The sequence below is a fragment of the Streptococcus sp. 2018037 genome, from assembly GCF_019754195.1.
GTDB classification, from domain to species: Bacteria; Bacillota; Bacilli; order Lactobacillales; family Streptococcaceae; genus Streptococcus; species Streptococcus hashimotonensis.
This window is the reverse complement of the sequence record NZ_JAIJZQ010000006.1, coordinates 25,430-40,099: the sequence shown is the minus strand read 5'-3', so window position 1 is coordinate 40,099 and position 14,670 is coordinate 25,430. Positions and strand designations below refer to the sequence as shown.

The following is a 14,670-nucleotide window of genomic DNA, read 5'->3' as shown; positions in this document are numbered from 1 at the left end:
ACATAGAAAACGCTTTATGGTATAATAAATTCATGACTTTAAAAAAGGAGAAAAACATGTCAAATCTTTCAGTCAATGCGATTCGTTTCCTTGGTATTGATGCCATCGAAAAATCAAAATCAGGTCACCCAGGTGTCGTCATGGGTGCGGCTCCAATGGCCTACAGCCTTTTTACTAAAGAACTTCGTATCAACCCAGCTCAGCCAAACTGGATCAACCGCGACCGCTTTATTTTGTCTGCTGGTCACGGCTCAATGCTCCTTTATGGATTACTTCACCTTTCGGGTTTTGAAGAAGTGAGCATGGACGAAATCAAGAACTTCCGCCAGTGGGGTTCAAAAACACCAGGTCACCCAGAATTTGGTCACACAGCAGGTGTAGATGCAACAACAGGTCCTCTTGGACAAGGTATCTCAACTGCGACAGGTTTTGCGCAAGCAGAGCGTTTCCTTGCAGCTAAGTACAACCGTGATGGTTTCCCAATTTTTGACCACTATACTTACGTAATCTGTGGTGATGGCGACTTGATGGAAGGTGTTTCTGCAGAAGCGGCTTCTTACGCAGGTCTTCAAAAATTAGAAAAACTTATCGTTCTTTACGATTCAAATGACATCAACTTGGATGGCGAAACAAAAGACTCCTTCACAGAAGATGTACGTGCCCGTTACAATGCTTATGGCTGGCATACAGACCTCGTAACAGACGGTACAGATGTAGATGCCATCTTTACTGCTATTGAAAAGGCAAAAGCAGCTGGTAAGCCATCTCTTATCGAAATCAAGACTGTTATCGGTCATGGTTCACCAAACAAACAAGGTACAAATGCCGTTCACGGTGCTCCACTTGGTGCAGAAGAAACAGAAGCAACTCGTAAGGCGCTTGATTGGAACTATGGTCCATTTGAAATTCCAGCTGAAGTCTATGCGGACTTTAAAGCTAATGTAGCTGATCGCGGTGCAGCAGCCTACGATGCTTGGGTGAAATTAGTTGAAGACTACAAAGTAGCTCATCCAGAATTAGCAGCTGAAGTAACAGCTATCTTGGAAGGTCGTGACGTAGTTGAAATCAAGCCAGAAGACTTCCCAGTTTACGAAAATGGCTTCTCACAAGCAACTCGTAACTCATCACAAGATGCCCTCAACGCAGCGGCTAAAGTTTTGCCAACCTTCCTTGGAGGTTCAGCTGACTTGGCTCACTCAAACATGACCTATATCAAGGAAGATGGTTTGCAAGATTCAGTAAATCCACTCAACCGCAATATCCAGTTTGGTGTGCGTGAATTTGCTATGGGTACTATCCTGAACGGTATGGCAGCCCACGGTGGACTTCGTGTTTATGGTGGTACCTTCTTCGTCTTCTCAGACTATGTCAAAGCAGCAGTTCGTTTGTCAGCTCTTCAAGGACTTCCAGTGACTTATGTCTTCACTCATGACTCAATTGCAGTCGGTGAAGATGGTCCAACTCACGAGCCAATCGAGCACTTGGCAGGACTTCGTGCTATGCCAAACCTCAACGTTTTCCGTCCAGCAGATGCGCGTGAAACACAGGCAGCTTGGTACTTGTCATTGACCAGCAAGTCTACACCATCAGCCCTTGTTCTCACTCGTCAAAACTTGACAGTTGAAGAAGGAACAGACTTTGACAAGGTTGCAAAAGGGGCTTATGTTGTATATGAAGCAGCAGGCTTTGATACTATCCTTCTTGCATCTGGTTCAGAAGTGAACTTGGCTGTTAAAGCTGCCAAAGAACTAGAAGCAGCAGGCACTAAGGTTCGTGTGGTTTCTGTGCCATCAACTGAACTCTTCGATGCCCAAGATGCTGCCTACAAGGAAGAAATCCTCCCAAATGCTATCCGTCGTCGCTTGGCAATTGAAATGGGTGCAACTCAAAGTTGGTACAAGTATGTCGGTCTTGACGGTAAAGTCCTTGGTATCGACACATTCGGTGCCTCAGCTCCAGCTCAAACAGTTATTGACAACTACGGCTTCACAGTAGAAAATGTTGTGAAATTAGTTGGTGAATTGTAATAGAAAATGTCAGAGACAGCCTTTCGAGGCTGTTTTTGAATTTTTTTAAAAATTTTCTTGACAACATAGACAATAAATGATATATTAACATTTGTAAATATCAATATTGCTCCCCCTACCTTCTCGAATGAGGAGGTATTTTTATATTTTTAAGTTAATAGAGGGGCAGAGTTTTGAAAGAAATGTGTGACAAGGAAGAAGTAGAGTTAGATTAATTTTGATAGCAGAGAAATAAAGAAGTGATTTTGAACTGTTATCAGGGCTGTGCTATAATAGATCTATGAACTATACACATGAAGAAAAAGAGTATTTTATGACTCAAGCATTGCAGGAAGCTAGAAAATCGCTAGAAAAGGATGAAATTCCAATTGGTTGTGTGATTGTCAAGGATGGCCAGATTATTGGCAGAGGGCATAATGCGCGTGAGGAACTCAATCAGGCAATCATGCATGCTGAGATTATGGCAATCCAAGAGGCTAACAATGTTGAGGGGAATTGGCGCTTGCTTGATTCGACCCTTTTTGTGACGATTGAACCTTGTGTGATGTGTAGCGGAGCTATTGGCCTAGCACGCATTCCGCAGGTCATCTATGGAGCAACCAACAAAAAGTTTGGAGCTGCAGGGAGCCTCTATGACATTCTGACAGATGAGCGGCTCAACCATCGTGTCAAGGTAGAAACAGGTATTTTAGAAGCGGAATGTGCCAATATCATGCAAGATTTTTTTAGACAACGCAGAGAAAGTCAGAAGGCTGCTAAACTTATCATGAAAGCCCAAGAGGACCATGCAGACAATCCATCTTGTTAGGTCCCCACTTGCACTCTGGCCAAATTGTGTTATAATAATAAACGGAGCAACATTCGTGCGTGAAGCGGGTCAGGGGAGGAATCCAGCAGCCCTAAGCGAGGTCGAGTGTGTGCTCTTTTTGCGTATAATCTAAAACTCCTTTGAAATCAGGCTTTCAGAGGGTTTTTCTTATCTTATTTTTAGAAATGAGGGGCAAGATAGAGGTGGCTTAAGAAAACTTTTTGGATGCTCTGCTATTCTACTGAGGAATAAGGAGGAAAGCTTATGTTTTTATTTGCCTTTCCAGGTATGGGAAAAACGACACTTGCTAAGAAATATACAGATGTTGTGGACTTAGAAATGTCCGACATTAAGTACGATAATAGTAGTGTTCGTCATTTAACGAAAGAGGAGCGAAAATCCACCAGACGTCCACTGAAGGATAAACGCTATAAAACAATCTATGTCAATAAGGCCTATACTCTTCATAGACAAGGAAAGACAGTCCTAGTAGCGCTGAATTTTCTGATGAGAATGTTGCTGGTCATGTCTATACGCGGTGGTGTGCCATTTCATATCTATATTCCCCATCCTTTTCTCAAAGAAGAATACCGCCAACGTTACATTTCAAGAGGCAACAACAATCGGTTTATATTTGAAGTCATGTTCATTTGGTATCCTGCCCTCATTCCGCTTTACCTACTATCTAAGATTCTCCCGAAATGGATTACAGTAACCCAGTCGGGAGAGACTTTGGAGGATTATTACAAACGCGAAAATTTCGTTAGATTTTCACAAAAATTAAGATTTATACAACATATTTCATGAAAATAAATGAAAATTGATAAATTTCTTGAAAAAAATATGATAAAGCGTTATCATATTATGGTACATAAATGGAGGAAAAACATGACACATATTACATTTGATTATTCAAAAGTCTTGGGCCAATTCGTTGGAGCTCAAGAAGTAGAATACATGCAACCACAAGTTACCCTTGCAGACCAAATGCTCCGTCAAGGAACAGGTCCTGGTAACGACTTTATTGGCTGGTTGGATTTGCCAGAAAACTACGACAAAGAAGAGTTTGCTCGTATCAAGGAAGCTGCAGCTAAAATCCAAAATGAAAGTGAAGTTTTGGTAGTTATCGGTATCGGTGGTTCTTACCTTGGTGCTAAAGCGGCTATTGATTTCTTGAGCAATGCCTTTGTAAACTTGCAAACACGTGAAGAGCGCAAAGCTCCGCAAATCCTTTACGCTGGAAACTCTATCTCATCAAGCTACCTTGCTGACCTGGTAGACTACGTGGCAGACAAGGATTTCTCAGTTAACGTGATTTCAAAATCAGGTACAACAACTGAGCCTGCGATTGCTTTCCGCGTCTTCAAAGAATTGCTTGTGAAGAAATACGGTCAAGAAGAAGCTAACAAGCGTATCTATGCGACAACTGACAAGGCAAAAGGTGCTGTTAAGGTTGAAGCGGACGCAAATGGTTGGGAAACCTTTGTTGTTCCAGATGATGTCGGCGGCCGTTTCTCAGTCTTGACTGCAGTTGGTCTTTTGCCAATCGCGGCAGCTGGTGCAGACATTGATGCCCTTATGGAAGGTGCAAACGCAGCCCGCACGACATTTACATCTGATAAAATTGCTGAAAACCAAGCATACCAATATGCAGCTGTTCGTAACATCCTTTACAGAAAAGGCTATGTAACAGAAATCTTGGCTAACTACGAACCATCGCTTCAATACTTCAGCGAGTGGTGGAAACAATTGGCAGGCGAGTCAGAAGGTAAGGACCAAAAAGGGATTAACCCTACATCTGCTAACTTCTCAACAGACTTGCACTCTCTTGGACAATTTATCCAAGAAGGAAACCGCAACATCTTTGAGACAGTGGTTCGTGTTGACAAACCAAGAAAAAATATCTTGATTCCTGAAATGGCAGAAGACCTTGATGGCCTTGGCTACTTGCAAGGTAAGGATGTTGACTTTGTAAACAAAAAAGCAACGGACGGCGTACTTCTTGCCCACACAGATGGTGGCGTACCAAACATGTTTGTGACCCTTCCACAACAAGATGAGTTCACACTTGGTTACACCTTCTACTTCTTCGAGTTGGCAATTGCTATCTCTGGTTACCTCAATGCGATTAACCCATTTGACCAACCAGGTGTAGAAGCCTACAAGAAAAATATGTTCGCTCTTCTTGGTAAGCCAGGATTTGAAGAACTCGGTGCAGAATTGAACGCACGTTTGTAAGAAAACCAAACTGATCGGAAACGGTCAGTTTTTCTTTCCTTTGGAAATGTGGTAGAATAGACACTATGAAAAATGAATTTTTTGTAGTAGGAGATGTTCATGGTAAATTTGAACTGCTACTTGATATTTTGAAGAAATGGGATGAAGAGCGGCAACAGCTGATTTTTCTTGGGGATTTAATTGACCGTGGAGAAAATTCAAAGGCTTGTCTAGAGTTGGTTTGGCAATTAGTCCGAGAAAAAGGTGCTATCTGCCTGACTGGGAATCATGAACGAATGTTTTTGGCTTGGCTGCGTGACCCCTTAGACCGCTACGATCACTATCGGAGAAATGGTGGAGATGCGACTATCAATTCCTTACTGGGGCGTCCCTTGGATGCACCGGTAGATGGCCTGGTGGATGCCAATACAGTGATGGAACAATATGAGGACCTGATTGATTTTGTCAAATCTTGCCCCTATCATATGGAGACTGAGCGCTATATCTTCGTCCATGCAGGAGTTGATTTGACCTTACCAGATTGGCGTGAAACCAATAATCATGATAAGGTTTGGTTACGCACCCCTTTCCATGAGGCTGAAAATACCACAGGAAAAATAATTGTTTTTGGACATACACCTGTGTATAACCTCTTTCAAACTCAATTTCGCATTAGTCAAATCTGGACCAGTCCAGATGGGAAAATGGGAATTGACGGAGGAGCTGTTTACGGCGGAGTTCTTCATGGGATTGTACTAGATGATATGGGTCTGGTGCAGGACTACATCGTCGGAGCAGTCAATCCGAGAAAAGAAATTGAAGATTAGATCATGCTTAAAAATTAGGAGGTAAAACTTCTAATTTTTTTATTTTTATACTTGACAACGCATATATATATATATATATATATAATGGTAGTGTAAACAGTTTCTTGGAGGATTTTATGGCGAAGAAAATTAGAGATGAACATGGGAATGTCTATGTGCAAAAGAAACCATTTTACAAGCGAATTTGGTTCATTGTATTGGTTGGATTGTTTGCGATTGGTCTGATTAAGAATCTTACGAGCTCTAGCGGTGGCCAATCTTCGACAGAACAGGTAAGTACAAGCTCTATAAGATACAAAACTTACCAATTGTCAGAAGTGACTATCAGCATAAATGAATCATGGAAGAGTAAAGAAGGGGATACGAGTGATACCTTATATTTCTATCCAGATGATTCATCATTGGCAATGGCATATTGGTTGCCTTTAGAGGAATCAGTTAAAGATGCAACTGTTCGCTCCCAATATCTGAAGGGGATGGAACAGTCAGGAAAAGTGATACCAGCTAACGAAAGCTCGGTTAAGATTGATGGGATGGACGGCTTCCTTTATGATGCGACAGGTACGATAGATGGCGAAGCATATACAGGTCAGCTCTTTTTAGTTGACACTCCAACAGGAATTTTAAATGTAATTTATATGGCAAAGGATGACTACTCTTCCACTAGAAAACAAGAGTTTGAACAGATCTTAAATAGCGTAGATATTAGTGATGAGGTAGTAGAATCTCCCTCTAAAACTACGGAAACCCCAACAAGTTCAGAAAGTACAGCTACAGTTTCAGAATTTAATCCGACAGATAGCTTAGATGCGACAATTGAAAGTATAAAAACTTATAGTGACTACATGAAAATGTATGAATTTATTGTAAATGAATACGTGACGAACTATGAAAATATGGTCAGCCAGTATGGATTGGGTGATGACACTATGTACCAGTCTATGCGTGATACGGTATCACAATCTGTTGAGCAACAGAAAAAACAATATGGTCCATTAGGGGATGCTGCAATTGTTGGAAGAACTGAGATCATTACATTCTTGAAAGAGTATAGAGATGGTTTGCAACAGCAGTTAGAGCAAATGTCAGCTGCTTTAGGAGGATAGAGAGTTCAATAGTATTCGGGAGGCTAACTTAGCCTCTTTTTCATTTTTTTGCATTTCTTCCCAAATTTTCAGAAAATTTTGATATAATAGAAAAAATATGATTTATAGATTGGAAATACTATGACTGCACAAAAAATGACTGCCCAAGAAATCATTGCCTTTATTGGTAATGCTGTGAAAAAAACGACTGTTAAGGTGACCTTTGAAGGTGAATTGGCTGGGCCTGTTCCTGCTGAGGTAACAAAGCTTGGCAATGTCCTCTTCGGTGACTGGAAGGATGTCGAGCCACTTTTGGCAAATTTGACTGAAAATGTGGACTATGTGGTCGAGCAAGACGGTCGCAATTCGGCTGTGCCTTTGCTGGACAAACGTAATATCAATGCCCGTATCGAGCCAGGTGCCATTATCCGTGACCAAGTGACAATCGGTGATAATGCCGTTATCATGATGGGTGCTGTGATCAACATCGGTGCGGAAATCGGCCCAGGTACCATGATTGACATGGGCGCTATCCTTGGTGGTCGTGCGACGGTTGGTAAAAACAGCCACATCGGTGCAGGTGCGGTCCTTGCAGGTGTCATCGAGCCAGCTTCGGCTGAGCCAGTGCGTGTTGGCGACAATGTCTTGGTTGGTGCCAATGCCGTTGTCATCGAAGGAGTGCAAATCGGTAGCGGCTCTGTTGTCGCAGCGGGCGCTATTGTGACCCAAGACGTCCCTGAAAATGTTGTGGTGGCAGGTGTGCCAGCCCGCATCATCAAGGAAATCGACGCTCAAACCCAACAAAAAACAGCCTTGGAAGAGGCTTTGCGGACACTCTAAGAGGTAGCTATGCTAGATTTAATCGCGACACACCGGGCCCTCCACCAGATTCCAGAGCTGGGCATGGAGGAGTTCAAGACCCACGCCTTTCTCATGGAAACCATTGAGAACTTGCTGGAAGATTGCTCTTTTGCCCAAGTCCGTACATGGAAGACAGGTATCCTGGTCTATCTGACAGGTTCTGCTCCTGAAAAGACCATTGGCTGGCGGGCAGATATTGACGGCCTGCCTATCGTGGAAGAAACGGACCTGGACTTCAAGTCCCTCCACCCAGACCGGATGCACGCTTGCGGACATGATTTCCACATGACCATTGCCCTGGGGCTTTTGGAGAAAATGGCAGAGCAGCAACCGAAAAATAATCTACTTTTCTTGTTTCAGCCTGCTGAGGAAAATCTAGCAGGTGGTATGCTCATGTATGAAGCGGGGGCTTTTGGGGATTGGTTGCCAGATGAATTTTATGGGCTCCATGTCCGACCAGACCTCAAAGTCGGTCAAATGGCCACCAACCGTGCGACCCTCTTTGCTGGGACCTGTGAAGTCAAGATACGGTTTACAGGAAAGGGTGGCCACGCAGCATTTCCCCATACCGCCAATGACGCCTTGGTGGCAGCCAGCTACTTTGTGACCCAGGTCCAGTCAGTGGTCAGCCGTAACGTTGATCCGATCGAGGGAGCGGTGGTAACCTTCGGCTCCATGCACGCGGGCACGACCAACAATGTCATTGCTGAAACAGCCTTTCTGCACGGGACCATTCGGGCCTTGACTCAGAACATGAGCCTCTTGGTGCAAAAACGGGTGCGGGAAGTGGCAGAAGGGATTGCACTGTCCTTTGGAGTAGACTTGGAAATCGAGCTCAATCCAAGCGGTTATCTGCCTGTGGAGAACAATCCCCAGCTGGCGGATGAACTGATGACCTACTTTGATGGTGTTGACGGAGTGGAGATGATTGATTGTCCACCTGCCATGACGGGAGAGGACTTCGGCTACCTGCTCAACAAGGTTCCAGGTGTTATGTTCTGGTTGGGTGTGGATACGCCTTATCCCCTTCACAATCCACGTCTCAGTCCCAAAGAGGAAGTGCTTCCCTTTGCTGTGGATAAGTTGAGCGATTTTTTGAAAATGAAAGCAAACTAGACTATTTTTTCCAGTCTTTTTCTGAAAAGAAAGGAGTTTCTGTGGATAAAAAGAGCATTCGGCAAGAGGTCTTGCAGAGTTTGAAAGACCTAACTAGTAGTCAGCGAGCAAGATGGAGCCAGCGGCTAACGGAACGCCTCCTTGCTTCTGATACTTATCAGGGCGCAAAGTCGCTTGGGACCTACCTTTCCATACCCCATGAGTTCGACACTTCTTACCTGATTGAGCAGGCTCAAAAGGATGGCAAGCAGATTTTCATTCCTAAGACCTATTCACAAGGGCGTATGGATTTTGTAGAATATAATCCTGATGATTTGGTGAAATCTAGGTTTGGAGTTTGGGAACCTGGAATTTATTCACAACCTGTGGATAAGTCTGTGGTTAAGTTGATTCATGTCCCTGGTTTAGCTTGGAATCAAGCGGGTTTTCGAGTGGGCTATGGAGGTGGTTTTTACGATCGCTACCTAGCAGATTATCAGTGGGAGACAGTATCGACCTTGGCAGACTTTCAAGTCTATGATTTCGAACCAGATGTATTTGATATTCCAGTAAAGGAGTTGTTGATTTTTGAAGAACTTTTTTGATAAGCGCTATCCTGTGACCAATGGCTTGTTGGCAGTCACGGCTCTTGTTTTTCTTTTGATACAAATATTTCGATTTGGGCAGACCACTACAGCCTATACGATTTTTGAATTCGGTGGTATGTACGGTCAAGTGGTGCGGTATGATCCGACTCAGTTGTGGCGCTTGATTTCTCCTATCTTTGTCCACATTGGTTGGGAACATTTTATCTTTAACAGCATTACCTTGCTTGGTTTGGGTTATCAATTAGAAGGGCTTTTTGGGTCCCGGAGGTTCTTTCTTCTCTATCTATTATCTGGTATTATGGGGAACCTTTTTGTTCTCTTTTTTACACCAGATGTAGTTGGCGCAGGTGCGTCGACCTCGCTCTTTGGCCTATTTGCAGCCATGGCTCTTTTGAGAAAATTTAGTCGTAGCCCTTATCTACAGGTTCTTGGTCAACGCTACATGGTCCTTTTGGGATTGAACTTGGTCTTGGGACTTTTTAATCCAACCATTAGCATGGCAGGACATATTGGAGGAGCTATTGGAGGATGCTTGGTCGTGATTTTCCTTCCACCTCTTGTGGAAAAGAATCTCTTTACAGGAAAACAGATTTTTTTCAGTTTCATTGGCTATATTGGCTTGATTGTTTTTCTACTAGGGATATTCTATTTGATATAAGAAAAAAACTAGCGATTGCTAGTTTTTCTTTTTATCTAATTTTTTACCAAGATCGATTAAGTATTGTTTCAAATCATCTTTTACTTGAGGGTGTTGGAGGGCGTAGTCGATAGAAGTTTTCATGAAACCGAACTTATCCCCAACATCGTAACGGTTGCCTTTGAATTCACGAGCGAAAACACGTTGCGTTTTGTTCAGAGTATCAATGGCATCTGTCAACTGGATTTCATTGCCGGCACCTGGTTCTTGATTTTCCAAGATATTGAAGATTTCAGGCGTTAACAAGTATCGACCGATGATGGCAAGGTCAGATGGTGCATCTTCTGGTTTTGGTTTTTCCACAAAGGTTTCCACACTATAGAGACCGTTGACACCTTCACCTTGTGGAGCGATAACACCGTATGCAGAAACTTCTTCATGAGGAACAGGCATAACAGCAATGGTTGAAGCATGTGTTTTTTCATAGTCGTTCATGAGTTGCTTGGTCAATGGGACAGCTTTTGTATCTGTGATGTCCATCAAGTCATCGCCGAGCATGACAACAAATGGCTCATTTCCGACAAAGGCTTTTGCTTGAAGAACAGCATCACCAAGTCCACGTGGATGGCTTTGACGAATGAAGTGTAGTCGAATGCCTGTTGTCTCATCAACAAGTTTCAACAAATCATTTTTGCCTTTTTCTTTGAGGTTATATTCTAATTCAAAGTTTGAATCAAAGTGATCTTCGATAGAACGTTTTGACTTACCAGTGACCACCAAAATATCTTCAATACCTGAACGGAGGGCTTCTTCAACGATAAATTGGATGGTTGGCTTGTCAACGATTGGCAACATTTCTTTGGCAAGAGCCTTAGTAGCAGGCAAGAAACGTGTTCCCAAACCTGCAGCTGGGATAACGGCTTTTCTAACTTTTTTCATAAGTATGTAATCCTTTATAATTTATTTTTTGTGTTTAATAAGAATCAATGCCATTCATTTTCATGGCGGAATTCACCCGTCATGATTTCTTTGATGGCATCTTCAATACCTGCACCTTGGTAGATGACCTTGTAGATTGCTTGGGTAATAGGCATGTAAACATCTAATTCTTGAGCCAACTCATAGGCTGCCTTAGTTGTCGAAATACCTTCAATCACCATTCCCATGTTGCGTTCTACATCTTCGAGTTTTTCACCGCGACCGAGCTGATCTCCAGCTCTCCAGTTGCGGGAGTGGACAGATGTACCGGTAACAATCAAATCACCAACACCAGAAAGACCGCTGTAAGTCAGAGGATTTGCGCCCATAGCAACGCCTAGACGTGTGATTTCTGTCAAACCGCGAGCGATAATAGCTGCCTTGGCATTATCACCATAACCAAGTCCGTGTAAAGCGCCAGCGCCGACAGCAATAATATTTTTAAGGGCACCTGCTGTTTCTACACCGATGACATCATTATTTGTATAAAGTCGGAAGTAGTGGTTGCTGAAAAGATTTTGGACGTAGCTGGCTGTTTCCAAGTCTTTTGAAGCTGCAGAAATCAAGGTCAAATCACGGACGATAGTCTCTTCTGCATGACTTGGCCCTGAAACCACGACGATTTCAGAACGGAGTTCAGCAGGAATTTCTTCCTCCAGTACCTCAGACAAGCGCTTGTGACTATCAGGCTCTAAGCCTTTTGAAGCGTGCATGACAACTACCTTGTGTTTGAGAGCTTGTGCGACTTGCTTGGCAACTAGGCGTGTTACCTTGGTTGGCACAACGAAAAGAACCGCGTCAACACCGTCCAAGGCTTCAGTCAAATCCTTATATCCTTTGATGTTTTCATCTAGGATAACACCCTTGAAATAGCGCTTATTTGTATGTTCTTTATTGATTTCGTCGATTTGTTCGGGGACATTGCCCCAAATACGGACAGTATGACCGTTGTCGTTGAGAACTTGTCCTAGGGCGGTGCCCCATGAACCGGGTCCCAAGATGGCAATGGTTTGTTTGGTCATAAAAAATCCTTTCTAGTTGGTGTAATTTAGATATATTATACCATAATTGATACATAAAATCTTATATAAGTTATACAGTATATATATTATGGTTTTTGAGTAAGTAATGGTGCTGAAACAACAAAATATTTTCAGAAAAGAGCAAACGAAATAATTGACAATAGTTCCTAAGAGAACTATAATAGTTCTCATGGTAATTATTTTCGTAGAAAGGAGCTATTATGGGACACACTATTGCAGATTTTCGGAATCTATTAAATCAGATTGAACAAATCAGTGAAACCATTGCAAAGGAATATGATGTGGAACACCTAGCTGGACCACAGGGATGGGCTCTGCGTTTCATAGCAGAACGGTCTGAAGTTGAAACCTTTGTCAAAGACATTGAAGCGGAGTTGAAGATTTCCAAATCCGTTGCCAGCAATCTAGTTAAGCGAATGGAGAAAAATGACTTTATTCAGGTTTTACCTTCTCAGTTTGACAGACGCTACAAGCAGTTGGTCTTGACAGAGAAAGGTCGGAGCAAGATTTGTCACCTAAAATCCTTCCATGAGGAGATGCACCATTCTCTCTTTCGAGGTATTCAAAAGGAAGAATTTGATTTGATCAGACAGGTAGCCAATCAATTAAAAGAAAATATTCAACACTATAAGGAGAAGAATCATGTTTAAAGAAGCCATTTTACGTTACAAATGGTATGCCTTGGCATCGGTCTTGTTGACGTCTATTGTCGTAGCAACGACCTTGATGCAACCTAGTTATTTACAGGATGTATTGACTGCTGTCTTGGCCAATGATAAGGATGAGATTGTCCGTGTCGGTAAGTTCCTCTTGCTGATTGCGGGAATTGGTCTCTTGGCTGGTCTGACCAATACAATCATGGCAGCTAAGATTTCTCAGGGAGTGTCTGCGGATATTCGTGAGAAGACCTTTCGGAAAATTCAGAGCTTTTCTTATGCCAATGTAGAGGAATTTAATGCAGGGAATTTGGTGGTTCGTATGACCAACGACGTCAACCAAATTCAGAACCTTGTCATGATGCTCTTTACGATCTTGATGCGGGTACCTCTGCTCTTTGTTGGTGCCTTTATCATGGCAGTGCGCACTTTGCCAGAACTTTGGTGGATTATCGTGCTCATGATCATCATCATCATGGGAATCATGGCAGTCGTGATGGGCTTGATGGGACCGCGCTTTGGTAAATTCCAGTCCCTGATGGACAGGATGAACAGCATTGCAAAGGAAAACCTCCGTGGGATTCGTGTGGTTAAGTCCTTTGTACAGGAGAAGAATCAATACGCTAAATTTAAAGAAGTATCCAATGAGCTTTTGGATCTCAACCTCTTTATTGGTTATGGTTTTTCTATCTTGCAACCTTTGATGATGTTTATCTCCTACATGGCGATTTTTGTGTCGCTTTATCTCGTTTCAGGGATGTTAGACACTAATATCGAAGCAGTTGGGGGCTTTACTTCCTTTATGAGTTACCTCATGCAAATCATGTTTGCGATTATCATGACTAGCTTTATGGGGATGCAGGCTTCACGTGCTGCTATTTCCATTAAACGTTTGAGTGAGGTTTTAGATACAGAGCCAGCGATGACCTTTAAAGATGGTGCAAAAGAGGACTTGGATGGACGGATTGTCTTTGACAATGTTAGCTTCACCTATCCGCATGACACCGAGCCAACCTTGAAAAATATCTCCTTTGAGATTGAGTCTGGTCAGATGGTCGGTGTGGTTGGTGCAACGGGTGCGGGTAAATCAACACTAGCTCAGCTCATTCCGCGTTTGTTTGATCCACAGGAAGGGACTGTGTCAATTGGCGGTCGTGATTTGAAAGACATCAGTCAGGAAACCTTGAGAGATACAGTGTCTATCGTTTTGCAAAAAGCTATTCTCTTCTCAGGGACCATTGCGGACAATTTGCGTCAAGGTGCACCTGGTGCAGATTTGGAACGTTTGGAGCGGGCCGCAGGTATTGCCCAAGCCAAAGAATTTATCGACCGCTTGGATGATACCTATGAGAGCCAAGTAGAAGAACGTGGAAATAACTTCTCAGGTGGTCAGAAACAGCGGATGTCCATTGCGCGTGGGGTGATTAGTGATCCTAAAGTCTTGGTACTAGATGATTCGACCTCAGCCCTGGATGCCAAGTCTGAGAAACTGGTCCAAGAAGCCCTCAACTATGATTTGAAGGGGACAACAACGGTCATCGTTGCTCAGAAGATTTCTTCTGTTGTCAAAGCTGATAAGATTTTGGTTCTTGATGAAGGTCGCTTGATTGGTCAAGGAACACACGCAGAATTGGTAGCGACAAATGACGTCTACCGAGAAATTTACGAAACACAGAAAGGGAAGGAGGCTTAAAAGGTCCGGGGGACCTTTTAAGGTGGGAGTTTTAGAAAGCGAAAAGCTTTCCAACGGAGGAGCAAGTGCAGTCTATATAGTACGATTGTATTTGAACTCGGTCGGAAAGCTTCGAAAAAAGATAAACCGCCTAGC

At 43.0% G+C, this 14,670-nt stretch carries 14 protein-coding genes, 1 other RNA gene and 1 pseudogene; 14 read left to right on the top strand and 2 right to left on the bottom strand.

Annotated features, from left to right (window positions below; genetic code table 11):
* The first annotated feature begins 56 nt into the window (after nucleotides 1–56).
* The 12 genes and pseudogenes from tkt to K5Q29_RS03685 all read left to right on the top strand — a co-directional run bounded on the left by tkt (nucleotide 57) and on the right by K5Q29_RS03685 (nucleotide 10,186).
* Nucleotides 57–2,027, top strand: a complete 1,971-nt coding sequence (tkt, locus tag K5Q29_RS03740) for a transketolase (protein ID WP_105138841.1) — start codon at nucleotides 57–59, stop codon at nucleotides 2,025–2,027.
* A 280-nt stretch (nucleotides 2,028–2,307) separates the two neighbouring features.
* Entirely contained in the window at nucleotides 2,308–2,835 is a 528-nt protein-coding gene (tadA, locus tag K5Q29_RS03735) for a tRNA adenosine(34) deaminase TadA (RefSeq protein ID WP_015647505.1), read from the top strand.
* A gap of 36 nt (nucleotides 2,836–2,871) precedes the next feature.
* Nucleotides 2,872–2,961: signal recognition particle sRNA small type (gene ffs / locus K5Q29_RS03730), an RNA gene on the top strand.
* 138 nt (nucleotides 2,962–3,099) lie between these two features.
* Nucleotides 3,100–3,642 (top strand): hypothetical protein, encoded by a 543-nt coding sequence (locus K5Q29_RS03725; protein WP_105138840.1) that lies wholly within the window; start codon nucleotides 3,100–3,102, stop codon nucleotides 3,640–3,642.
* Between the two features lie 81 nt (nucleotides 3,643–3,723).
* Nucleotides 3,724–5,073: a glucose-6-phosphate isomerase gene (locus K5Q29_RS03720; protein ID WP_024413466.1), complete on the top strand. Its 1,350-nt coding sequence runs from the start codon at nucleotides 3,724–3,726 to the stop codon at nucleotides 5,071–5,073.
* Nucleotides 5,074–5,138: 65 nt separating this feature from the next.
* Nucleotides 5,139–5,879, top strand: coding sequence for a metallophosphoesterase family protein (locus K5Q29_RS03715; protein WP_105138839.1), 741 nt, complete (start codon nucleotides 5,139–5,141; stop codon nucleotides 5,877–5,879).
* Between the two features lie 116 nt (nucleotides 5,880–5,995).
* Nucleotides 5,996–6,531 (top strand): annotated as a pseudogene (locus K5Q29_RS10865) (hypothetical protein).
* Nucleotides 6,518–6,985 (top strand): hypothetical protein, encoded by a 468-nt coding sequence (locus K5Q29_RS10860; RefSeq protein WP_172699571.1) that lies wholly within the window; start codon nucleotides 6,518–6,520, stop codon nucleotides 6,983–6,985. Before K5Q29_RS10865 ends, K5Q29_RS10860 begins: the two are co-directional and overlap by 14 nt.
* A 120-nt stretch (nucleotides 6,986–7,105) precedes the next feature.
* Complete coding sequence (dapD, locus tag K5Q29_RS03700; protein WP_024376132.1) at nucleotides 7,106–7,804, top strand: 2,3,4,5-tetrahydropyridine-2,6-dicarboxylate N-acetyltransferase; 699 nt, start codon at nucleotides 7,106–7,108, stop codon at nucleotides 7,802–7,804.
* Nucleotides 7,805–7,813: 9 nt separating this feature from the next.
* Nucleotides 7,814–8,941 (top strand): N-acetyldiaminopimelate deacetylase, encoded by a 1,128-nt coding sequence (locus K5Q29_RS03695; RefSeq protein ID WP_105153088.1) that lies wholly within the window; start codon nucleotides 7,814–7,816, stop codon nucleotides 8,939–8,941.
* A gap of 41 nt (nucleotides 8,942–8,982) precedes the next feature.
* A complete protein-coding gene (locus tag K5Q29_RS03690) occupies nucleotides 8,983–9,525 on the top strand; it encodes a 5-formyltetrahydrofolate cyclo-ligase (RefSeq protein WP_221877009.1) in 543 nt (180 codons plus the stop codon).
* Nucleotides 9,509–10,186 carry a rhomboid family intramembrane serine protease gene (locus K5Q29_RS03685; protein WP_105153086.1) on the top strand — a complete coding sequence of 226 codons (678 nt, stop codon included), beginning with the start codon at nucleotides 9,509–9,511 and terminating at the stop codon, nucleotides 10,184–10,186. Before K5Q29_RS03690 ends, K5Q29_RS03685 begins: the two co-directional genes overlap by 17 nt.
* Nucleotides 10,187–10,204: 18 nt before the next feature.
* Here K5Q29_RS03685 and galU read toward each other — a convergent pair whose 3' ends face one another.
* Together galU and K5Q29_RS03675 are read right to left on the bottom strand one after the other, a co-directional pair.
* On the bottom strand, nucleotides 10,205–11,104 hold the full coding sequence (gene galU, locus K5Q29_RS03680; RefSeq protein ID WP_105153085.1) for a UTP--glucose-1-phosphate uridylyltransferase GalU: 900 nt from the start codon (nucleotides 11,102–11,104) through the stop codon (nucleotides 10,205–10,207).
* 44 nt (nucleotides 11,105–11,148) lie between these two features.
* On the bottom strand, nucleotides 11,149–12,165 hold the full coding sequence (locus tag K5Q29_RS03675) for an NAD(P)H-dependent glycerol-3-phosphate dehydrogenase (protein ID WP_105095017.1): 1,017 nt from the start codon (nucleotides 12,163–12,165) through the stop codon (nucleotides 11,149–11,151).
* Between the two features lie 221 nt (nucleotides 12,166–12,386).
* On the opposite strand from K5Q29_RS03675, the gene K5Q29_RS03670 reads away from it, so the two are divergent.
* Both K5Q29_RS03670 and K5Q29_RS03665 read left to right on the top strand, forming a co-directional pair.
* Nucleotides 12,387–12,836, top strand: a complete 450-nt coding sequence (locus K5Q29_RS03670) for a MarR family winged helix-turn-helix transcriptional regulator (protein ID WP_105153084.1) — start codon at nucleotides 12,387–12,389, stop codon at nucleotides 12,834–12,836.
* Nucleotides 12,829–14,535: an ABC transporter ATP-binding protein gene (locus tag K5Q29_RS03665; RefSeq protein ID WP_105153083.1), complete on the top strand. Its 1,707-nt coding sequence runs from the start codon at nucleotides 12,829–12,831 to the stop codon at nucleotides 14,533–14,535. The genes K5Q29_RS03670 and K5Q29_RS03665 overlap by 8 nt, the downstream gene beginning before the upstream one ends.
* Nucleotides 14,536–14,670 lie beyond the last annotated feature (135 nt).